The organism is Blautia parvula (assembly GCF_020215665.1).
GTDB lineage: Bacteria > Bacillota > Clostridia > Lachnospirales > Lachnospiraceae > Blautia > Blautia celeris.
Window position 1 is genome coordinate 2,363,801 of the sequence record NZ_CP084061.1, and the last position, 22,638, is coordinate 2,386,438.

Genomic DNA, 22,638 nt, shown 5'->3' on the forward strand with positions numbered 1-22,638 from the left:
CGCTTCATTTCAAATAAATACCGAAAAAGCCCTTGCAATCTGGAAAAAATCTGTTATAATAATATCTTGTCAGAGAGAACTGACATATCTAAATAAAACATGGACGGTTTCCCGAGTGGCCAAAGGGGACAGACTGTAAATCTGCTGCAAATTGCTTCGGTGGTTCGAATCCACCACCGTCCATCTTATCGGATAGGTTCGCCTATCCGATATCTTTTGCCGCAGTGGCGGAACTGGCAGACGCCCGGGACTTAAAATCCCGTGGGTAGTGATACCCGTACCGGTTCGATTCCGGTCTGCGGCATGATAAAAAGACCGGCACATTCAGCCGGTCTTTTTGTATGCTTTTAATCATTTCTTCTGTCTTTATCCACAACACATTTAATCACCATGGCTCCGTGGGAGGGCACTCTCATCCGCACAACTCCGCCCTTACAGACATGAATCTTCTTAATCAGGCTATAGCCGAAGTCACCGGTCACGATGAGCTGTTTAAAACGCGCTTCCCTGCTCCTGGATATCCCCAGCTCCCAGACAGACAACTCCACCATCTTGGTCTGGTCACTGTTGTTCACAGCCACCACAGTTTTTTCCCTGTCCGTAAATCTGCCGTAGCACAAAAGCTGGTAATCATTTGCCAGGAACTTTAAAGAGCCGTCTATCAGCTCCCGGTTCCCCTTATGAATGGCGATCATGTCCCTGTGGAACTGGATCAGTTCCCTGTCCTCCCGGCCCCAGGGATATGTTCTCCGGTTGTCCGGGTCCGTGAATCCGCACAGTCCGGCTTCATCTCCGTAATAGATCGTGGGTGCACCGGGCCATGTCATCTGCATGACTACCGCTTCCCTGAAAACTGCCTTGTTGATGTCCTGCCCTGCTGCCTCGGAACCCAGATGCGCCACACGGCCCACCTTGTGGTTTGTCCTTGTAAGGAAACGGGAATGGTCATGGTTGGACAGTTCATTCATGGCAGTCATCAGAGACGGTGCATAAAAGCTTGCCATATGATACTGCATGGCACTGATAAAACAGTCGCTGTTGCCATACATCCCCTCACTGTACTCGTCACTGTGCTTTTCCATTCCGGTCAAAAACCAGGTGACCGGCTCCATAAAGGCATCATAGTTCATGACAGTATCCCACTGGTCACCCTGGAGCCAGGATTTTGCCTCACCATAGTGCTCGGCCAGAATAATAGCCTCCGGATTGGCTTCTTTCACATTCTTTCTGAAATCCCGCCAGAACTGGTGATTATATTCATTGCTGTGTCCCAGATCCGCTGCCACATCCAGACGCCAACCGTCCACATTATAGGGCGGTGACACCCACTTCCTGGCAATCTTCATAATATATTCATACAGCATGGGGGAATCCTCGTAGTTCAGTTTAGGCAGTGTATCATGCCCCCACCAGCCGTCATAAAACTGGTTATACGGCCAGTCAAATTCATTGTGGAAACGGAAAAACGTGCGGTAGGGACTATCCCCTGTAATGTACGCGCCCTTCTCGTATCCCTCTTGGTGCTCATATATCCGCTCCCTGTCAAGCCATTTGTTGAAGGAACCACAGTGATTGAACACGCCGTCCAGAATCACCTTCATACCTCTTTTGTGCACTTCCTCCACAAATCTGGCAAAAAATTCATTGCTGGCCTCCAGGTTCTCATAATCAGTCACTCTTTTAATGTATTTGGAGGCATGGGAATTATCCTTGTCGCCCCAGTTCAGGGCATCCCCGCCGTCACTGACGATCTTCCCGTAATGGGGATCAATATAGTCATAGTCCTGGCTGTCGTACTTATGGTTGGAGGGGGAGACAAAGATAGGATTAAAATAAATCACATCTACCCCCAGCCCCTGCAGATAGTCCAGCTTATCCCAGACCCCCTGCAGATCACCGCCGTAGAAATCCCGCACATCCATGGACTGCGGCCAGCGGTACCAGTCCTCCACTCTCTGTACATGCTCGTCAATATAGCAGTATTCTCCTGTCACCACATCATTGGCCGTATCGCCATTGCAGAAGCGGTCCACAAATATCTGGTACATCACCGCGCCTTTTGCCCATTCCGGAGTCTTAAAGCCCGGCACAATGCCAAAGGAATAATGCGGGTCTATCTCCCGCACCACGCCCATCCTGTTGTAATAACAGTTCAGTTTGCCTGTATATATCTCAAAATAATACCTGACTGTCTCAGTGCCCAGGGAAATGTTGGCTTCATAATAGTCAAATCCGTCCTTGGAATCAGCCAGGTCCATTACTTTTTTCTTATCCTCGTATACCAGATAGACCAGATCCACATTGTTTTTCTTTGTGCGGATCCTCACATTTACAACGTCTCCCGGTTCCGGTTCAAAAGGTGTCCTGTAATTTTCTGTCTCATCACTGAACACCGCACGTTTATTGAAAGCAGGACGCATGTTCGTCACATACTCCTGAATTTTCTGTGCATTCTTCATATATTCGTAATTCATAATGCATCCTCTCCATCATTCAGTCGAAAAAGTTGCCGGTCATGGGTCTACTTTCCCATCTTTCATCTATTTTATCCCACTCTTACTGCATATACAACCATTTTTTGAAAACAGACACTTTTATACAAAAAATGACAACTTTTGTATAAATTCCCACAGGAACAAAATATATCCTTCAGAAAAGCCCCGAAACAGCCGGTGTCCTCAGAAAAGTAAAAGAGACAGTCTTACGACTGCCTCTTTTGGAGAAGGTATTTCTTCTTATGGGGTGTAGCAAAAACTATATAATGTATTGGGGGGTTTTTACAGTTATTATAATACCATGCAGCACGGAAAAAGTGTGCACAATCTTAAATAAATTTTTAACGATTTTTTGACCAATTTTACACGCATCAAAAATCGGCATTTCCCATTCTTTCGGAAATCTGTACAAAACCCGCCGCAAAACCTACATTTTAGCTTTCTGCCACCGCATTTTCCTGAAATAACGCCTCGAACTCTTCCCGTCCGATTTTTTCCTTTTCCAACAGCAGCTCCACACATTTGTGAAGAACATCCATATGTGCACTGATCAATTCTTTTGCCTTGCCGTAAGACTCGTCGATGATCCGTTTTACTTCACTGTCGATCAGAGCCGCTGTCTGCTCACCATAATTTCTGGCGTGGGCCAAATCCCGGCCGATAAACACTTCATCTTCATCGGAACCGTAATTGATAAGCCCTACTTTATCCGACATACCAAACTGTGTGACCATGGAGCGGGCAAGCTGTGTCGCCTGCTTGATATCCTGGGAGGCACCTGTTGTCACATCCCCGAATATAAGCTCTTCCGCCACACGTCCGCCCAGGTCCACAATGATGTTCTCCAGCATTTTATTCTTGCTGTTGAACATTTCGTCCTGCTCCGGCAGAGGCATGGTATAACCTGCAGCTCCCATTCCGGTAGGGATAATGGATATGGTATGCACAGGTCCCATCTCCGGCAGCACATGGAACAGGATCGCATGGCCTGCTTCGTGGTACGCGGTAATCTTCTTTTCCTTTTCGGAAATCACGCGGCTCTTCTTCTCCGCTCCGATTCCCGTCTTGATGAATGCCTGGCGGATATCCTTCTGGGTCAGAAAATATCTGCCGTCCCTGGCAGTGATAATCGCTGCCTCATTCATCAGGTTCTCCAGGTCAGCACCTGTAAAGCCCGCTGTAGTCCTGGCGATTTCTTTTAGATCCACGTCCTCGCCGAGGGGTTTCTTCCTGGCGTGAACCTGTAATATCTCTTCTCTTCCCTTCACATCAGGTCTTCCCACGCCCACCTTACGGTCAAAACGGCCGGGGCGCAGAATTGCCGGGTCAAGAATATCCACACGGTTAGTAGCTGACATTACGATGATGCCCTCATTGACACCGAAGCCGTCCATCTCCACCAAAAGCTGGTTCAGGGTCTGCTCCCTCTCGTCATGGCCGCCGCCCATGCCGGTTCCCCTTCTTCTGGCAACCGCATCGATCTCGTCGATAAATATAATACAGGGCGCGTTCTTCTTGCCTTCCTCAAACAGATCCCTCACACGGGAGGCACCCACACCTACGAACATTTCCACAAAGTCGGAACCGGAAATGGAGAAGAACGGAACGCCCGCCTCTCCTGCCACGGCTTTTGCAAGAAGAGTCTTACCTGTTCCCGGAGGGCCTACAAGCAGCACTCCTTTCGGAATCCTGGCGCCTACTTTTACATATTTCTGAGGGCTTTTCAGGAAATCCACGATCTCCTGCAGCTCCTCCTTCTCCTCCTGAAGACCCGCCACATCTTTGAATGTAACGCTCTTTTCGCTGTCCACCGTCATCTTGGCGCGGCTCTTGCCGAAATTCATCATCTTGGCATTGCTGCCGCCTGACATCTGCCGGCTCATAAGATTGAACACAAAAATGACCATGATACCCACTAAGATAAGAGGCAGGATGGAAGACATAAAAGTATTGTCTCCGGGTACGTCCCCCACTTTTGGTTTCACACCCTTTTCCTCCAGGAAATCACTTAATTTCTGCACATCTGTTGTGTTGAACTGTTCCTGGTCCCCGCTTTTCAACTCCACACTGACTTTGCCGTAGGGACTTACTTTTTCGGGATGGATATACACTTCCACAACCTGATCATTCTCAACTGCGACTTTGAATTCTGCCTCGCTGTACTCGTTATTCACTGTAAGCTGCCGGCTGAAGAGCCAGTATCCCCCTATGACCAGTACAACGATCAAGAGGACGCTGGGCAGCCAGCTTTTTGCCTGTCTGTTCACGTCATGTTCTCCTTTCACCTTATATCACTATAATTCCACCACACCAATATAAGGCAGGTTTCTGTATTTCTGTGCATAATCCAGCCCATATCCCACTACAAATTCGTCCGGGATATTAAAGCAGACATAATCCACTTTCACGTCCTTCACTCTGCGCTCCGGCTTGTCAAGAAGTGTACAGAGGCGGAGGCTGCTGGGCTTCCTCTGCTTCAGCACCTCTATGAGATAGCTCAGTGTCCTGCCGGAATCAATAATATCCTCCACGATCAGGACATCCTTGCCCTCTATACTCTCATCCAGATCCTTTACGATCCTGACCACACCGCTGGAGCTGGTGTCATCCCCATAGCTGGATACTGACATAAAATCAAGGCTCACCGGAACATTGATCCTCTTTGCCAGCTCACAGGTAAAAAACACGCCGCCCTTGAGCACACAGATCAAATGTACCTGCCTGCCCTCATAATCCCTGCTTATCTGCTCTCCGATCTCACGGATCTTTCTGTCCACATCCTCTTCGCTGATCAGCTGTCTGATTGTCTCACTCATCTTCCATTTCTCCTTTGACCTGTACTTCGATTACTGTTTTTGTCTGCTCGGTAATTTTGTAATATTCACTGATACGGTACCCCACTACCCATACGATGTGGGAACCGTCCGCCAGCAGGGTCAGGTTCTCCCGCTCCTGCCTGGGAATCTTGCAGTCTATAAGATAATCTTTTAATTTTTTTCTTCCTCCCGCCGGGGTGACAGTCAGATAATCTCCGGGCTGCCGTTTTCTCACGGTGAGGTTTCCTTTTATTTTATCATAATCGAACCATTTCGTATACTTTTTTTCAGGAATTTGCTGGTTTTCCCGGGAAAAAACATGGAATTCCAATTCTTTTTCGGGAATTTCCCGTTCTGCGTTTTTATAAAACAGAAGATTGCCGTAGGACTGCTGTACCGTGATGCCATGTGCCAGGGATTTCTGCCTCCCTGTCCTGTGCCCCAGCAGCTCAAGGGCCTCCTCCACATGGACGGAGGTGATGTCTTTTTCCCCTCCCGCCAGATATGCCAGCACGCGCTTTACCACGTAAGCCTGCATGACAGGGTGTTCACCGGAGATCTCCTTTGAAAGGATGATCCCGCCCTCTTTTTCCCCGGCATACCTACTATAAAGCATATCCGCCTGCTGCCCAAGATATTCCTCCACAGATAGAAAAGTTTGCGCGGCCCTGGCAATGTGCTGCGCGGCGCGGGGATTAATTTCCTCAAGCTGCGGCAGGACTTTTTGACGGATTTTATTTCTGGTGTAGGACAGCTCCCGGTTGGTGCTGTCCTCCATCCACGCAATGCCTCTTTTTGTCAGCCATTTTTCGATGCCGCACCTTCCCACGCACAAAAGGGGACGGATATAGACTCCGTCCCCCATCCGGCGCACAGGATGGATTCCCGCCAGGCCCGCGGCTCCGCTTCCCCTTGCCAGGTTGTGAAGGACCGTTTCTGCCAGGTCATCCCGGTGGTGGGCAAGTGCCGTGCTTTTCGCGCCTGTCTTTTTACAAGCATCGCCAAACGCCTGCTGGCGCACAGCCCGTCCTGCCTCCTCCACCGTCATATGTCTCTCGGCGGCAATCCGCTCCACATCATAGGAATACACTCTGCAGGGTACGGACAGCTCCCTGCACAGCCTGACCACGTACTCCTCATCCCGCTTTGCCTCACTGCCGCGAAGCTGATGGTTTACATGTACTGCCTGTACGGAAAACGGCACCTTTTTCTGATACTCCCATAACAAAAACAACAGGCACACCGAATCTGCCCCGCCGGATACCCCGGCGATCACCCGGTCGCCCGCTTCTATCATTCTGTACTGTTCTATATAAGAAAATACCTTTTCTTCCATATTTTTTCCTTGGTCCATTGGGTATTTCAGTCCTTTCTTACTCACTTTTTCCACAGGCCTGCTGCAAGCACTGTCATATCATCACTGGCTTTATACTCGCACTGGGCCAGTACCCGCTCCAGAATCCCTCTTCCCAGGTCCTGTGCTGCTTCTGCGTGGGTCTGCAGGATGATCTCTTTCATGGTATCCTCCGCATTCTCAGGCGGCAGGGCGTCCAGCACCCCGTCTGTCACCATGATGATAAAATCTCCCTCGTAGAGCTTCTTGCTGGTAGATTCATAATCCACCTGCTGGACCAGTCCCAGAGCCAGGCTTGTGGAGGAAATGGCTTCCACCCAGTGGTCTCTCTTGATGAAGGTAGTGGCTGCGCCGGCTTTCAGGAAATGGCACATTCCGGAGTACAGATCCACAATGGAAATATCCACCGTGGAGAATTTTCCTTCCCTGGTCTGCAGGTTCAGAACGGAATTGACCATTCTGGCTGCTGTCTCACCGGTAAACCCGGAATCCACAAACTGCTCCAGCATGTCCACCACGTTCTCACTCTCCCGGCAGGCCTCCAGGCCGGATCCCATGCCGTCGGACAGGCACATGAAAAACTGGCCGTTGTCCTCTGTTGTGCACATGTAATTGTCACCGGATATAGTCTCCCTCTCCTTTGTCACCTTCGCCACCCCGTACAGCATCTTGAAGTTCACTTCCTCCACAAAACGGATGACCGTGAACTCCCGGGTGATCAGGGTCTTGCCCTCCACCTTGGGGGTCATTCTGCTGCCGCTCATTTTCGAGAGCACTGCCCCGGCCTCCGAGGCGGAGATACAGGCCTGTCCCTTTGCCCGCAGCTCGCAGAAATACTGCAGCTTACCGTCCGGCTGCTCCAGCATCCAGACATTTCTCAAAAGTATATGCTTCTTTTTCAGTCTCTTGGCAAATTCCTCCCGGAACACAGGGTCCGTCTGAACAATGTCGAACAAATCCCTGGACAGCACCTTCATAAGCTGTGCCATCTCTCCCAACTGTTCTGCAACCGCAATCCGGTTTTCCAAAAGTTTATTATTCCACATCAGATTCTGTCGTTCTCTCTCCATTAACCTCTGCATTTCCTGCGTAAGCTTGCCCTGGTTGATACAGACCCCTGTGAGCTCCGTCTTCGCCACCCTGAGTTTCTCCTCGTCCCCTTCCTCCATAACACGGAAAAGGCTGTAGACTCTCTGGTATGACTGCACGGAATGCTGCTTCCAGCAGATATGGTTTGCCGGGCATGTCTTACACTGTCTCTCTCTAAGTTGTTCCACCAGTTCTTCCAGTTCCCCGCCTGATAAGTAATCTTTACGGTATGGCATGCCGTAAAAGCTGTCTGCAAGTTTCTGGAAAGAACGTGCATAGCGCTGCATTTTCTCTTTCTGTGGATGCTGGTCGTACACCAAAGTGGCTGCACTTTTTTTCATGTCTGAAAAAATAGTTTTTGCCATGTCCCGCAGTATCAACAGGGCGCTGACCACGAGCATGGCAATGATCCATTCCTGCATCTGGTATTACCTCCCCTGAATAAGCAATCGCTATCAAAGGTGTATTATAGATGCTTTTGGCTTCAATCTTTGTCAAAAACACGCTGCAGAAGTGAAAAACTTTTAGACAAAATCCGTTCCTTATTCTTCCTCTTTAAAGATAATCTGATTTCCTTCCACAAGACCCAGTTTGTCCCTGGCCACTTCCTTGGCGTATTCATCTGTCTGCATGTACTTTTTCAGTTCATCAATCTCTTTCGTCCGAGCTTCCTCGTCTTTTATTTTAGCGCTCACTTCGCTCTTTTTCGTCTCGTACTGTGCTACTTTTCCTTCTAATCTGCTGCTTTCTGCCATTAAACCTATAAATAAAACACCTACAACAAACGTCACGCTAACCATGGCGATCTTGTTCTGCAGGCTTTTTTTCTTTTTTCTTCTCATTCTGATTCTTCCTGACTTTTCGTATCGACTTTTGTTTGGATAAGGAAATTTTAACCCCTGACAGCCAAAATTTCAACCTTTTTCTCAGATAGTACAGTGGTTTCAGCGGTATTTTTAATAAACACTTAATCTTTGACAAAAAAGCGGAAAGATACTTCACCAGAAAACCGCTCAGGCCCCAATGATAGATCAGCGCGCCAAGACATATGCCCGCCAGAGCATATACCCGTATGATCCCATCATTTTCCAGATAAATGACGGAGAAAAGAAAAACGCCTGCCACGCACCAGTATAGCAGGTCCTCCAGGCTAACAAATAAATCATTGTGGGATATGACATTCCGGAAAATACGGAGTATATCGTAAGCTGCCGCAAGCAGGACTCCGGCCAGAAAGGTCCTGCAGAAAAACAACAGCTCCTGCTGCATATATCCGCTCATATTACTTAAAGAGCCTCTTTAACATGCCGTCTCCGCCCTTGGACTTCAGAACCGTCCCCTGGCTGTAGACAAGACTGTCCACCTGGCCTGCTATGTCCACCTCCTGTTTATCCAGATCGAGACGGGTCACATGGAGTTCAGACCCTTTTATAGTCAGCATGCCGGCATTTGTGATCAGACTGATCTCCCCGTCATCAAAAGCCACCACATCTTTTACTCCGGATATGCTTCCCGTCTCCCTGTCAGTCATCTGGAGCTTATGTCCGGTCTTCACCTGCTTCTCTTCCAAAATAACAAATCCCCCATATATCTCTCTTAAAAGATTATATGGGGGGTTCAAAAACAATATACCTTTTCCATTCACATTCGGTAATTTCACAGAATGCGGCCGTGCCTAAAGATAGCGGAACAGTTCACTGGCCGCCTCTTTTTTCACAGTCTCCTGTACGTCCAGTATTTCCACACGCACATTCTTGCTGCCGAATTGAATCTCCAGGATATCACCGGCCTTCACCTGAGCGGATGCCTTGGCGGGCTTGTCATTGATCAGGACACGCCCTGCATCGCAGGCCTCATTTGCAACGGTTCTGCGTTTTATCAGGCGGGATACCTTTAAATACTTGTCAAGTCTCATTTTTCTCTTATTCGTTCACAGCATCTTTTAAAGCTTTGCCTGCTTTGAATTTCGGAGATTTGGAAGCTGCGATTGTCATAGTCTCGCCAGTCTGAGGATTTCTTCCCTCTCTTGCAGCTCTCTCGGATACTTCAAATGTACCAAAGCCGACTAACTGAACTTTTTCACCTTTCTTCATCTCAGCAGTTACAACATCGATAAATGCTTTTAAAGCTGCCTCTGCGTCTTTTTTGGATAATTCTGTTGCTTCAGCCATAGCTGCAACTAATTCTGTTCTGTTCATGAGTATTTCCTCCTAAATGAATTCTCCCTTATTTCTCAATAAGTTTCATAGTCTCATAGGGCTTTTTACCACTTACCCGGTGAAAGCCTACTGTTATTTATACCTTTTTTCCCTGTGTTTGTCAAGCACATACATTACGCTTGCAGGGAATTTTTTTGAATCTTCGGGCAAATACCCCTTTTTACATCATTTTATCTATTAATTCCTTTACAGCCTGTCCAAGTGCAGCGGATTTCTCGTCTGCATCTGCCAGGGATGTACCCTTGATTCCATAGTATAATTTGATCTTAGGCTCCGTGCCGGACGGACGAACGCATACCCATGCATCATCAGTCAAATCATAGTAAAGTACATTGGAGCTTGGAAGTCCGGTTGCCTTTACCTCTTTTGTCTCCATGTCCACAACGGTGTCTGCCTTGTAGTCTCTTGCGGAGGTCACCTTGTACGCACCGATGGCGGACGGCGGGTTCTTTCTCAGGTTCTCCAGGATGGTCTGGATCTTCTCCAGGCCCTCAATTCCCTTCAGGGTGATGGACTGGATATCATCTTTGTAGTAGCCGTATTTGTCGTACATGGCGATCATGGCATCCCACAGTGTCATATTTTTTGTCTTGTAATATGCGGCAGCCTCACAAAGAGCCATAGTTGCCACAATGGCATCTTTATCCCTTGCGTGGGTACCGATGAGGCAGCCGTAGCTCTCCTCAAATCCGAACAGATAGGTACCTTTTCCTGATGTCTCAAATCCCAGGATCTGCTGGCCTATGTATTTGAATCCTGTCAGCACTTCAATGAAGCGGATGCCGTAATGTCTGGCAATGGCTCCTGCCATATTGGTGGTAACAATGGTGGATACCATGGCACCGTCCCCCGGCAGTCCTCCGTTCATTTCTTTTCTCTGGCCGATCTCATAGTCAGCCAGCAGGCAGCCTGACATATTGCCGGTAAGGGTATGGTATTCCCCTGTCTTACTGTCTTTTACACGGACACCCAGACGGTCAGCATCCGGGTCAGTGGCAAGCACCAGATCTGCATCCACCTCTTTGGCAAGCTTTAAGCCCAGGTCAAAGGCCTCATCTGCTTCAGGGTTTGGATAGCTGACTGTAGGAAATTCACCATCCGGCAGCTCCTGCTCTTTTACTACATATACATTTTCAAATCCCAGCTCTTTTAACACGCGTCTTGCAGGAATATTTCCTGTGCCGTGCAGAGGGCTGTACACGATTTTCAGTTCTTTTGCCATGGCTTTGATGGCATCCATGTGGATTACCTGGCTTTTCAGCTCTTCCATATAAGCGTCATCCACTTCCTGTCCGATCACCTGGTACAGGCCGGCTGCCTTTGCTGCCTCCTCGTCCATGGTCTTAACAGCGGCAAAGTCTGTGACTTTTTTTACCTCGTCCATGATTCCTGAATCATGAGGCGGTGTGATCTGGGCTCCGTCCTCCCAGTAAACCTTGTATCCGTTGTACTCCGGCGGGTTATGGCTGGCTGTGATATTGATTCCGGCAATACATCCAAGCTTTCTCACTGCAAAGGAAAGCTCCGGTGTGGGGCGCAGTGAATCGAAAATATAGGCTTTTACACCGTTGGCAGCCAGGCACAGCGCTGCTTCTTTGGCAAATTCCGGGGACATGCGGCGGGAGTCATGGGCAATCGCCACGCCCTTGGCCTGACCGTTCACTGCTGCTATGTAATTTGCCAGACCCTGTGTGGTCTTTCTCACTGTGTAGATGTTCATGCGGTTAACACCGGCACCGATCACACCTCGAAGACCTGCGGTACCAAATTCCAGCTCTTTATAAAAGCGTTCTTTCACTTCATTTTCATCATTTTCAATTGCTTTCAACTCTTTTTTGGTATCTTCATCAAAATACGGGTTGGAGAGCCATTCCTCATAAAGCTTTTTGTAGTCCATATTCTACTACCTCCCTGTGCAACGTTGATTTATAGCGGACGTCCTCGGCACCAACTCCTCTATGGCCTGCCGGACCGCTCCTTTATGGGTCATCACAGCCCGCAGCCTGCGTATTGAGCGCTGCGGACAGTAACTATGGAATACATTATACACTATCACCGATGAAAATTCAAACATTGCACAGGGGTTTTCAGAAACTTTATACCGAAATATTTTCGACAAAGTTCATCCAATTATCATGCTGGGCTATGAGTTTCTCCAGTTTTTCTAGGTTTTTCTCGGAAATCCATGCTTTGCTGTGGGAATAGTAGTAGTTTGCCAGCTTCCAGAATTTCTCCGGATAGGCAAAACGGATGCGCAGGTTCTCTAACTCCTGCACATTCATAGGCTTCTCCTCATGATAGGCCAGAAGCATCTGCCGCCCCATCTCCAGGTCCCAGTTATGCTTTTCCAATATTTTGCGCATGAACTGGTAGAGATCCTCCATCTGGACATCATAGTGCCACCGGTCAAAGTTGATGACAGCCGTATTCTGGGCAAGCATCAGCACATTGTGCTGGTTGTATTCCCCGTGGCACACATCCCCTGTCTCCAGGGACCGGCACCGCAGATCCTCATAGTCAGAGCAGTTAAGCCTCCTCTGGGCCTCCTCCGCATGCCACAGATAACAGGCAATGCTGTCCAGATACCTGAGCTCAAAATCATTTTTCCGCCGTTTCTGGCAGACAAATTTACGGATCTTCCGCAGCTCCCTGTTTTTCCTTTCATATTCCATGAGAAGCGGTTCCTTGACATAGTGCGTCTGGACCGGCATTTTCATTGTTTTATGTAGACTCGCCAGGGCTGTTACGCTGCGTTTAATGTCTTTCATAGACTGGGTGTCACATTCTCTTCCTTCGTACCACCGCTTTACCACATAGGGTATGTTGTCTTTGTCGGCTGAGACGTATGCGCCTTCCTGGTTAGGAAGGAGTGAATCCACGCTGATCTGATTCCGGGTGCTTACAATCTCCAGAAGCTTAGCCTGATAACCAAGCTTTCTCGGTGAGCCGTTATATTCACGGATTTGAACCAGACCGGCCTGGGTGTCGCAGATGAGTGCACCTCTTCCGCGGTATGTGGATTTTGCTTCCAGTCCGTATTGCTCCAGTACGCTGAGACCCCTATCATACACTTCCTTGTCCCCCTTTACTTTGTGTCCTCTCTATTTTATGCAGGAGATTAGAAACGTAGAAGGCGAAAATATATGCAGGCGGACGACAGCAGGCGGGGAGGGCGGGCGGGGGGAAGGCAGGGCGGCTCCTGGCTCCGTTCCCCTCAGCTAACTTGCTCCCAGTTGCTAAATTCGTCAGCAATGGCTTCCTCATTAATCAACTGGGGCAAGTGGATCTTCGGCTCTCTCCGCAAAACACTCGCCTCCCTGCCTTCCCCCCGCCCGCCCTCCCCGCCTGCTGTCTGATTATAGGAGTGCTGCGGTTGGCTTTCGGCTTGCCTGTTGATATGAGCACTGCGGTTGTCGGTCTCCTTATCCGCTCTTTTAATGACTGCGGATGAAAATAGCTCACCCATAAGCTCACCCATAACCAAAAACCGTTGACACTACGATCATTACTCGCAGTATCAACGGTTTTTTACTTTTCCCCTATACGAATTGTTTCTATAACAATATACAGCTCCAAAAAATCACTTCCGCTATCCCAACGCATCTCCCGATTCCAACACCTTCCCTCACCTAAAAACTCCTCACGGTGAGGACTTTTCCCTCACAACTATCCGGTCTTCACTGTCAGCCCGAACAGCCGGTGTGGTGTGAGGGCAGGGGAGGCGGGGATACAGGCTGGCGAGTGTCCAGCGAAGAGAGCCGAAGATCCACTTGCCCCAGTTACTTAATGAAGAGGCCCTTGCCGATGAATTTAGTAAATGGGAGCAAGTTAGCTGAGGGGAACGGAGCCAGGAGCCAGGCTGTATCCCCGCCTCCCCTGCCCTCACGCCGCACCGGCTGTTCGGGCGTCCGCAAAAGCCACTCCCTTGCCTTGCTTATCCTCTCCCCAACTCCCTCTCAACAATCCCCATCAGCCTCCCCTTCTCATTAATCTCCGGCTCCTCCAGCACCTCTTCCAGCAGCCTATTAAGCATCCCCCCAATTTCCGGCCCCGGCTTCATCCCCGCCTCTATCAGATCCCTTCCATTGACAGCCAGCGTCTTCACCGAAACACATTCCTTTCTCTCCAGCACTCCCCGGTAAATCTCCTCCACCTTCCGTATCCGCTCCAGCTTTTCCTCCCTGCGGTACTCACTCTGCGCCATAGTATCCGCATACTGCACCTTCAGCAGCAGAGGAAACAGATCCTCCCCTACCTTATTCAGTGCCCTGCGGACAGCTTTTGCATTGGGTTCCGGACGGTAATCATGCCAGTAAACCAACTTTGTCACCTTTTGAATGGTATCATTGTCCAGCTTCAGCCTTCTCAGAACATTCCTTGCAGTCTTCTCACTTCCCGTACTATGCCCTTTAAAATGGTCCCTGCCGTTATCATCCGTAGTCCTGGAAGCCGGTTTTCCGGTGTCGTGAAGGAGCATGATGAAACGCAGGATCTTATCCGCATCCACATATTCCAGGCTTTTCAGCGTGTGTTCCCCCACACTCAGACAGTGATGCGGCGTATTCTGCGGTGTTTCCATCATGGCATCAAACTCCGGAAGGACCACCTTTGTGATACCTGCTTCCCAGGCTGTTTTCAGCAGATGTGGATTTTTCGATACGAGAAGCTTTGTCAGCTCCGTGGCAATGCGCTCCGCACTGATCTTTGCCAGTGTGGGGGCAAGCTCCTGTGCGGCCTTTTTTGTCCGCTCCTCTATGGAGAATCCAAGCTGCGCCGCAAATCGGACGGCACGCAGAATGCGCAGGGCATCCTCTGTAAAACGCTCATATGGGTCGCCTACACAGCGGATGATCCCCTGTTCCAGATCCCGGATACCCCCGAAGGCATCCACAAGCCCCTCCCTGTCATTATAGGCCATGGCGTTGATGGTAAAATCCCGGCGGCGGAGGTCTTCCCGCAGTTCACCTGTGAAGACCACCTCTTTTGGATGGCGGCTGTCTTCATATTCCCCGTCAATACGGTATGTGGTCACTTCAAAGCCTTCCCTGCCAAGCATCACGGTCACAGTGCCGTGCACAAGCCCTGTGTCCACAGTGCGGCGAAACAGCGATTTGACCTCCATGGGTTTTGCTGATGTGGTAATGTCCCAGTCCGCCGGAGATGAATGGAGGAGGCTGTCACGAACACAGCCTCCTACCGCATAAGCATCATATCCATGTTCCTGCAAGGTTTCTATTATCTCTTTTACTCTCTTAGGAACTTCTATTTTCATTCTAGTACGCACGCCCCCAGTAGACCATCTTCTTAGCCGGTTTGCCGCAGCAAACGCATTTGTCTGATAAGTTTTCCTGCTCAAAAGGTATGCAGCGGGATGTTGCCTGGACGTCCTCTTTGATCTTGTCCTCACATTCCTGGCAGCCGCACCACATGGCCTTGATAAATCCCGGTTTCTCGTTGACAGTCTGTTTGAACTCTTCATAATCAGTTGCCACATATGTGTGTGCATCACGGTGTGTTCTGGCACGCTCCAGCATATCACTCTGCATGATTTCCAGAATTTCCGCTGTCTTCTCTGCCAGAGCATCAAGGGATACCACTGTCTTCTCTCTGGTGTCTCTGCGGACAATGACTGCCTGGTTGGCCTCAATGTCTTTTGGACCGCACTCGATGCGGACCGGAATGCCGCGCATCTCCTGCTCTGCGAATTTGAATCCCGGGCTCTTGTCTGTCTCATCCACTTTCACACGGATTCCGGCAGCCTTCAGTGCGTCGGAAAGCTCACGTGCCTTTTCCAGAACACCCTCTTTTCTCTGCTGGATGGGGATCACCACTGCCTGAACTGGAGCGATCCTCGGGGGAAGCACAAGGCCGCTGTTGTCGCCGTGCACCATAATGATGGCGCCGATCATACGAGTGGTCATGCCCCAGGATGTCTGGTGTACATATTTTAATGTGTTGTCCTTGTCTGTATACTGAATGTCAAATGCCCTGGCAAATCCATCGCCAAAGTTGTGGCTGGTGCCTGACTGCAGTGCTTTTCCGTCGTGCATGAGGGACTCAATGGTATAAGTAGCCTCCGCGCCTGCGAATTTTTCCTTGTCTGTCTTGCGGCCTTTGATCACCGGGATCGCCAGCACCTGCTCACAGAAATCCGCATACAGGTTCAGCATCTGAACGGTTCTCTCCTCTGCTTCCTCTGCAGTGGCATGGGCGGTGTGGCCCTCCTGCCATAAGAACTCCCTGGAACGGAGGAATGGACGTGTTGTCTTCTCCCAGCGTACCACAGAACACCACTGGTTGTATACTTTCGGCAGATCCCTGTGGGACTGGATGTCTCTTGCGTACAGGTCACAGAAAAGTGTCTCAGAGGTTGGGCGGACGCAGAGTCTCTCCTGGAGCGGTTCCAGACCGCCGTGTGTCACCCAGGCAACCTCCGGCGCGAATCCTTCCACATGGTCCTTTTCTTTCTGGAGCAGGCTTTCCGGGATGAACATGGGAAGATATACATTCTCCACACCTGTCTCTTTAAAACGTCTGTCCAGCTCGTGCTGGATATTCTCCCAGATCGCATAACCTGCCGGTTTGATCACCATACATCCTTTTACACTGGTATAGTCAACCAGCTCTGCTTTTTTTACTACATCGGTATACCACTGCGCAAAATCTTCCTCCATGGAAGTAATGGCCTCTACCATTTTCTTGTCTTTTGCCATAGTAATGTTTTGTCTCCTTCTACTGTTTATTTTTGTACAGACAGCTACACGTCAAAGCTGATGTTTCTGCCTGTGTGATTATATTTATAATAACGGACTCCCGCTGCGTCAAGCATTCGTTTGGAAGCCTGGACAGACGGAGTATCCGCGTATTTATCACTGTCATAGACAATGGTCTTGATTCCTGCCTGGATAATGGCCTTGGCACATTCATTGCAGGGAAACAGAGATACATAGAGCTTTGCTCCCTCCAGTGAACCGCCCCTGTAGTTTAGGATGGCGTTCAGCTCACTGTGGGTCACATAGAGATATTTTGTGTCCAGCTCCTCCCCTTCCCTTGCCCAGGGAAACACATCGTCTGAGCATCCTTTCGGGAAGCCATTATAGCCCATAGACAGAATCTTGTTGTCCGGGCTTACTATACAGGCTCCCACCTGGGAACTCGGGTCCTTGGAACGCATTCCCGAAAGCTTTGCAACCCCCATAAAATACTCATCCCAGGAAATATAGTCATTTCTCTTACCTGTCATTTTCAAAACCTCCCGAAAAACACCTGTTATTTTGTCCCGAAAATACGGTCTCCGGCGTCACCAAGACCCGGCACAATATAGCCGTGGTCATTCAAATGTTCATCCAGGGCACCGATATAGATGTCCACATCCGGGTGTGCTTCGCTTAAAGCCTTCACACCTTCCGGCGCTGCGATCACACACATGAAGTGGATATTTTTCACGCCTTTTTCCTTCAGCATAGTGATGGCTGCCTCAGCGGAGCCGCCGGTGGCAAGCATGGGATCTGTGACGAAAACTTCACGCTCTTCACAGTCAGCCGGCAGTTTGCAGTAGTATTCCACCGGTTTCAGGGTCTCCGGGTCACGGTACAGACCAATATGGCCCACCTTGGCAGCGGGAATCATGGTGAGCATACCTTCCACCATGCCCAGTCCGGCACGGAGAATGGGAACTACTGCCAGTTTCTTGCCTGCCAGTTCTTTGACCGTTGTCTTTGTGATCGGTGTATCTATCTCAATATCTCTTAACTTCAGGCCTCTGGTGGCTTCGTATGCCATGAACATGGCGATCTCACTTACCAGCTCCCGAAATTCCTTTGAACTTGTCTCTGTACGGCGGATGATGCCGATTTTGTGCTGAATGAGCGGATGCTCCATTACCTGTATTTTACCCATTTGTTTTCTCCTTTGTCTTCTATTCTTCGATCAGGTCGATTCTTCTCTGATGTCTCTCCTCACCGGAAAACTCTGTATTCAAAAAGGTATCCACAATCTTTACAGCCAGCCCCGGTCCTACCACGCGGCCGCCAAGAGCCAGTACATTGGCATTGTTGTGCTGTCTGGTGGCCTCAGCGCAGAAGCAGTCTGTGCACAGCGCCGCACGGATTCCTTTCATCTTATTTGCCGCTATGGAAATGCCGATGCCTGTGCCGCAGATCAAGATCCCCTTGTCACACTCTCCGCTCTGAATGGCCTTCCCGACTTTTCTCGCGTAGACGGGATAGTCCACTGACTTGTTGCTGTCACATCCGAAGTCCTTGTATGGAATCTTGTGTTCCTCCAGATATCCGATGATCTCCTGTTTCAGCTCAAATCCGCCATGGTCACAGCCTAATGCTAACATTTAAATTTCCTCCTGTATTTTCATTTTTTATCGCTCTGCAGTTTATGTGCCTGCACACGGAAACGGCTTGTCCGGCATATGTCTGCCCACCGCCCGCAGGCCTGTTAAACATGTATCAGATGATGCCCTGCCGCCTTGAGAAGCCGGTTCATAATGGCCTGTCCCATTCTGGGCGTATCAAAGGACTCTGAAAAAATATGATCTACCTGCTCCTCATCAAACTCTCTCAAAAGCCCGAACAGATGTCTCGCAATGGTCTCCTCATCCTGCCGTGTTCCGATACTCTTTATGACCTGGGCCTCATAGGCGCCCACAGTCTCATCCGTGCCGATGACTCCCACACGTTTTCCCTGAGCCTGCAGTTCACGGCTTTTTTCATTGATGGTTTTAATAACCTGCTCCGTGCTGCCTTCCACAATGGTCAAGCCGGCATTGGGGGCGTAGTGACGGTACTTCATTCCCGGGGCCTTTGGCTTTACCTTTTCATCCGTGATCAAAAGACCCTTGTCCATCCGCACCGGGCCGATCACCTCCTCAGCCATCTTCTGGCTGATATATCCGGGGCGCAGGATTACGGGTATCTCCTCTGTAAAGTCCACAATTGTGGACTCCAGCCCGATTCCCACATCTCCGCCGTCCAGGATCATATCCACTTTTCCGGTCAGATCTTCAGCCACATGGGCAGCCCTGGTGGGGCTTGGACGCCCGGATGTGTTGGCACTGGGTGCCGCAATATATCCTCCGCCGAGACGAATCAGCGACAGCGCTACCGGGTGGGAGGGCATCCGCACCGCTACGCTGTCAAGGCCGCCTGTAGTCTCATAAGGCACCGCATCGCTTTTTTTGAAAATCATGGTCAGAGGGCCGGGCCAGAACTTTTCAGCCATCTTTCTGGCTTTTTCCGGAATCTCACTGACAATCCGGTCCAGGCTCTCCATATCCGCAATATGGATGATCAGCGGATTGTCTGAGGGCCTGCCTTTTGCCGCATATATTTTCTCAGAAGATTCTGCATTCAGCCCGTCTCCGCCCAGCCCGTAAACGGTCTCTGTGGGAAACGCAACCAGGCCGCCGTTTTTCAGGATCTCTCCCGCCTGCCTGATCACAGATTCATCGGGGTGTTCCCTGTCTACTGCCAATATTATGGTCTTCACGTTTTCTCTCTTCTTCCTGTCTGTTCTTTACATACATAACCATAATACCATTGTCTCTATGGTTTTTCCACAATTTTTTTACAGCCGGTGAGAAATTCAGGACTCCGCGTCTCCCAGATATGTAAGAATACCGTCCCGGACCGCTTCTGCCACCTTATCCTGGTATTCATCTGTCTCCAGAAGGCCCGCCTCTTTTGTATTGCTTAAAAATCCGCATTCCACAATATTTAAGATCCCCTCGCTGCGTTTCAACAGATAATAGGTGGAATTGGCCTTCTCCACTCTCGGTCTGCTCACATCAAGCTGGCTGTTCATGGCATCCTGAATGCATTTTGCCAGTTTCCCGCCCTCTGCTGAGTGAGTGAAATAAAAAACCTGGGGGCCGCAGACCGCCTCGTCAGGATAACTGTTCTGATGGATGCTCACAGTGAGCAGGGGCTTCTTTTCCCTGATAAGCTCGCACCGCTTCTGCATATCCTGTACCTTCTTGTTTCTGCTGTCCGCGTCGTAAAGGCCGCCGTCCTCAGATCTGGTCATGATCACCTGATACCCTTCTTTTTCCAGAAGCTTCTGGAGCTTTTTCGATATTTTCAGGTTGATCTCCTTTTCCTCCAGTTTCTTTATGCCCACCACTCCGGGATCCATACCCCCGTGTCCGGCATCCACAACGATGACGCCTTTCTTTCCTTCCGCTTCCTTGCTCACCAGCCGCGCCCCTTCCCTGGAGAGCAGAAATGCAGAGGCAAGCAGAAGAACAGCCATTCCCAGTTCCACAACACGTCTTTTCTTCATCACAAAAAAATCCCTCAAAGCCTATTCGTTAAAGTATATGCTTTGAGGGACTTTCCTAATCTTTTAATTTCTGCCCGGCTGCAGTTTTTCAAAAAACTGTTCTGCCGGAACCGGCCGTCCGAAATAGAAGCCCTGTATGAGCCGCAGGCCCATGCTGCTCACTCTTCCGTATTCCTCTTCTGTCTCCACACCCTCCAGGCAGACCTGTTTCCCCACATCATTGCACAGTTCTGTGATGGAACGGATAAATGTGGCGTTGAACAGATCCGTGGTGATTCCCTTGACAAATCCTCTGTCTATCTTCACAATATCTGCAGGTATATACTTTAGCATAAAGAGGGAAGAATACCCCACGCCAAAGTCATCCATTGCCACCCGGACACCCATTTCCCGAAAGCTCTCCAGTGTCTCCCTGACTATGGCATCCTCCTTGACAAAATAGGACTCTGTCAGCTCCAGTGTAAGATTTGCGGGACTGAGTTTTATTTCGTCCAGGGTGTCCCTCACAAAGGACGTCAGATCCCCTTCCAGGAACTGCTGATAGGACAGATTCACACTCATGTTGAAATCAGGTTTCTGTTCACACCACTGTCTGCACTGGGCGGCGGCCTTGCGCAGGATCCACATGCCCATAGGAACGATCAAACCGTTCTGCTCCAAAAGAGGTATGAACTCACCGGGTGACACATCCCCGTATTTGCTGCAGTGCCAGCGGGCCAGCGCCTCGGCTCCGTAAAGCCTGCCTGTCTTTGCATCCACCTGAGGCTGGTAGCAGACAGAGAATCCGGCAAAGCCCCGCTCTATACTCTCTCTGAGCATCTGCACCATTTCCAGTTTTTTCTCCTTCTCCAGGGGAATCTCCGGAGAATAAATCGTCATCCGGTTCTTGCCCCTGACCTTGGAGCGCTCCAATGCATAGTTCGCGCACTTTAAGAGGTCCAGGTAATTGTCCGCATTCTCAGGGCAGACCGCGTAGCCCCCTGATATGGTACAGTAATATTTCTTTCCGCTGTACTCCTGCTGGCGTGTATACTTATTCTGGATCTTTGAAAAGATCTCCTGCGCGTCCTCTTCGGTACCGTTGGTAAGGATAATTCCGAACTCATCCCCGTCAAGGCGGTAAAGCCTGGCATTATCAGGGAGCATAGCACTTATATTTCCTGCCGTTATCCGCAGGATCTCATCCCCGAACATCCGGTCATACAGGTCATTTACATTCTTAAAGGCATCCATATCCAGGATCATGATCCCGATTCGGGTGATCTGGCTGCCGTCCATAAGGTATTTCTTGATACTGCCCTCAAATTCAAACCGGTTATACAGGCCTGTCATATGGTCAATCTGCTTTTCTTTGCCCAGATTCGTGATTATGCCGGCAAACATATCCGGTTTCCCGTACTGGTCGCGGATCAGCTTGCCTCTGCACCTCAGCCAGATCCATTCTCCCTCCGTATTCTTAGCTCTGTATTCAATGTTGTGTTCCTCTATACGTCCGTCCGCGATCTCCTGATTACTCTCAAGGAAATGTGCCTCATCATGGGGGTGAATCAGGCCGATCCAGCAGGCTGCCGCGTTCTCCACCACCTCACCCGGCAGGCCAAATTCCTGCACCATGGCCGGAGGATAACGAAACACGCCGGTCTTCATATTGCCTATAAATATGTAGTCATCTGTACTCTCTGTCAGCGCGTCATACAGACGAGCCTGGTTATATTGAAATTCATCCTTTGATTCCGCTTCCGAATCATTGTATTTTAATCTGTTCTTTGCCCGCATAATATGATAATTACGCTTCTGCATATACATCAATTCATCCGTTTTGGCTATGATATCGGAAACTGTAAAGCAGTCCTCAGGATAGACTTCCACTGCTCCATAAGAAAAAGACGGCTGGCACTCCAGTCCGTAATCTTCCCGCTCTCTCTCCAGTATTTCCAAAATCTTCTGTATGCGCTTATCCGCGCAGATCAGCTCTTCCCCGTAAAATGCCACGATGAACTCATCACTGCTCAGACGGAAAATCACATCCTCCGGACACAGACAGCGTCTGGAAGCAGATGTGACAAACTGAAGCACCCTGTCACCTTCCCCGTCTCCATAACGATTGTTGATCCAGTTCAGACTGTCAATATCAAACATTGCCACTGTCAGCATTTTCTTCTCTTTTTTGGCTCTCTTGACGATCAGTTCCAGCCTGTCCTTGCCTTCCCTTCGGCTGGATACCCCTGTCAAAGAATCCATTGCTGCCAGCTGCCACAATTCCCTGTGCTCCATAACGCCCTCTCCTACACGAAACCCTTTATCCCTCTGCTATCTTATCATTGTAAATGGCAGCAGGGAGAGATACAAGTGTATTTTACCACATATTTGAA

At 49.6% G+C, this 22,638-nt stretch carries 20 protein-coding genes and 2 tRNA genes; 2 read left to right on the plus strand and 20 right to left on the minus strand.

Going from position 1 to position 22,638, the window contains the following annotated elements; translation table 11 throughout:
• Positions 1–101 precede the first annotated feature (101 nt).
• Both LC508_RS11095 and LC508_RS11100 read left to right on the plus strand, forming a co-directional pair.
• Positions 102–183 (plus strand) — tRNA-Tyr (locus LC508_RS11095).
• A gap of 35 nt (positions 184–218) precedes the next feature.
• Positions 219–304, plus strand: a tRNA-Leu gene (locus LC508_RS11100).
• A gap of 43 nt (positions 305–347) precedes the next feature.
• On the opposite strand, the gene LC508_RS11105 is transcribed toward LC508_RS11100, so the two are convergent.
• The 20 genes from LC508_RS11105 to LC508_RS11200 form a co-directional block, all read right to left on the minus strand.
• Positions 348–2,474, minus strand: a complete 2,127-nt coding sequence (locus LC508_RS11105; protein ID WP_033143646.1) for a glycoside hydrolase family 13 protein — start codon at positions 2,472–2,474, stop codon at positions 348–350.
• A 455-nt stretch (positions 2,475–2,929) separates the two neighbouring features.
• Positions 2,930–4,762: an ATP-dependent zinc metalloprotease FtsH gene (gene ftsH / locus LC508_RS11110; RefSeq protein ID WP_033143647.1), complete on the minus strand. Its 1,833-nt coding sequence runs from the start codon at positions 4,760–4,762 to the stop codon at positions 2,930–2,932.
• Between the two features lie 27 nt (positions 4,763–4,789).
• A complete protein-coding gene (hpt, locus tag LC508_RS11115; RefSeq protein WP_033143648.1) occupies positions 4,790–5,311 on the minus strand; it encodes a hypoxanthine phosphoribosyltransferase in 522 nt (173 codons plus the stop codon).
• On the minus strand, positions 5,304–6,647 hold the full coding sequence (tilS, locus tag LC508_RS11120; protein ID WP_118594126.1) for a tRNA lysidine(34) synthetase TilS: 1,344 nt from the start codon (positions 6,645–6,647) through the stop codon (positions 5,304–5,306). Before tilS ends, hpt begins: the two co-directional genes overlap by 8 nt.
• A 41-nt stretch (positions 6,648–6,688) precedes the next feature.
• Complete coding sequence (locus LC508_RS11125) at positions 6,689–8,176, minus strand: SpoIIE family protein phosphatase (RefSeq protein WP_033143649.1); 1,488 nt, start codon at positions 8,174–8,176, stop codon at positions 6,689–6,691.
• Between the two features lie 120 nt (positions 8,177–8,296).
• The gene (locus tag LC508_RS11130) at positions 8,297–8,596 is read right to left on the minus strand and encodes a septum formation initiator family protein (RefSeq protein ID WP_186971126.1); all 300 of its coding nucleotides are present in this window, start codon (positions 8,594–8,596) and stop codon (positions 8,297–8,299) included.
• A complete protein-coding gene (gene yabQ / locus LC508_RS28570; protein ID WP_033143650.1) occupies positions 8,547–9,035 on the minus strand; it encodes a spore cortex biosynthesis protein YabQ in 489 nt (162 codons plus the stop codon). The genes LC508_RS11130 and yabQ overlap by 50 nt, the downstream gene beginning before the upstream one ends.
• Before the next feature lies 1 nt (position 9,036).
• Positions 9,037–9,324 (minus strand): sporulation protein YabP, encoded by a 288-nt coding sequence (gene yabP, locus LC508_RS11140; protein ID WP_033143659.1) that lies wholly within the window; start codon positions 9,322–9,324, stop codon positions 9,037–9,039.
• Positions 9,325–9,429: 105 nt separating this feature from the next.
• Positions 9,430–9,669 (minus strand): RNA-binding S4 domain-containing protein, encoded by a 240-nt coding sequence (locus LC508_RS11145; protein ID WP_033143651.1) that lies wholly within the window; start codon positions 9,667–9,669, stop codon positions 9,430–9,432.
• Positions 9,670–9,676: 7 nt separating this feature from the next.
• Positions 9,677–9,952: an HU family DNA-binding protein gene (locus tag LC508_RS11150; RefSeq protein ID WP_018593723.1), complete on the minus strand. Its 276-nt coding sequence runs from the start codon at positions 9,950–9,952 to the stop codon at positions 9,677–9,679.
• Between the two features lie 181 nt (positions 9,953–10,133).
• The gene (locus tag LC508_RS11155) at positions 10,134–11,870 is read right to left on the minus strand and encodes a phospho-sugar mutase (protein ID WP_033143652.1); all 1,737 of its coding nucleotides are present in this window, start codon (positions 11,868–11,870) and stop codon (positions 10,134–10,136) included.
• A gap of 199 nt (positions 11,871–12,069) precedes the next feature.
• Complete coding sequence (locus LC508_RS11160) at positions 12,070–13,044, minus strand: CotS family spore coat protein (protein ID WP_033143653.1); 975 nt, start codon at positions 13,042–13,044, stop codon at positions 12,070–12,072.
• An 863-nt stretch (positions 13,045–13,907) separates the two neighbouring features.
• Positions 13,908–15,245: a CCA tRNA nucleotidyltransferase gene (locus LC508_RS11165; RefSeq protein ID WP_103731498.1), complete on the minus strand. Its 1,338-nt coding sequence runs from the start codon at positions 15,243–15,245 to the stop codon at positions 13,908–13,910.
• A 1-nt stretch (position 15,246) separates the two neighbouring features.
• On the minus strand, positions 15,247–16,686 hold the full coding sequence (gene proS / locus LC508_RS11170) for a proline--tRNA ligase (RefSeq protein ID WP_033140986.1): 1,440 nt from the start codon (positions 16,684–16,686) through the stop codon (positions 15,247–15,249).
• A gap of 44 nt (positions 16,687–16,730) precedes the next feature.
• Complete coding sequence (locus LC508_RS11175) at positions 16,731–17,216, minus strand: deoxycytidylate deaminase (RefSeq protein ID WP_033140987.1); 486 nt, start codon at positions 17,214–17,216, stop codon at positions 16,731–16,733.
• Positions 17,217–17,242: 26 nt separating this feature from the next.
• Positions 17,243–17,872 (minus strand): uracil phosphoribosyltransferase, encoded by a 630-nt coding sequence (upp, locus tag LC508_RS11180; RefSeq protein ID WP_033140988.1) that lies wholly within the window; start codon positions 17,870–17,872, stop codon positions 17,243–17,245.
• Positions 17,873–17,891: 19 nt separating this feature from the next.
• On the minus strand, positions 17,892–18,320 hold the full coding sequence (rpiB, locus tag LC508_RS11185) for a ribose 5-phosphate isomerase B (RefSeq protein WP_033140989.1): 429 nt from the start codon (positions 18,318–18,320) through the stop codon (positions 17,892–17,894).
• 104 nt (positions 18,321–18,424) lie between these two features.
• Positions 18,425–19,474: an L-threonylcarbamoyladenylate synthase gene (locus tag LC508_RS11190; RefSeq protein WP_103731497.1), complete on the minus strand. Its 1,050-nt coding sequence runs from the start codon at positions 19,472–19,474 to the stop codon at positions 18,425–18,427.
• 96 nt (positions 19,475–19,570) lie between these two features.
• Entirely contained in the window at positions 19,571–20,266 is a 696-nt protein-coding gene (locus tag LC508_RS11195; protein ID WP_033141014.1) for an N-acetylmuramoyl-L-alanine amidase, read from the minus strand.
• Positions 20,267–20,329: 63 nt separating this feature from the next.
• On the minus strand, positions 20,330–22,540 hold the full coding sequence (locus LC508_RS11200; RefSeq protein WP_103731496.1) for a bifunctional diguanylate cyclase/phosphodiesterase: 2,211 nt from the start codon (positions 22,538–22,540) through the stop codon (positions 20,330–20,332).
• Between the last annotated feature and the right edge of the window lie 98 nt (positions 22,541–22,638).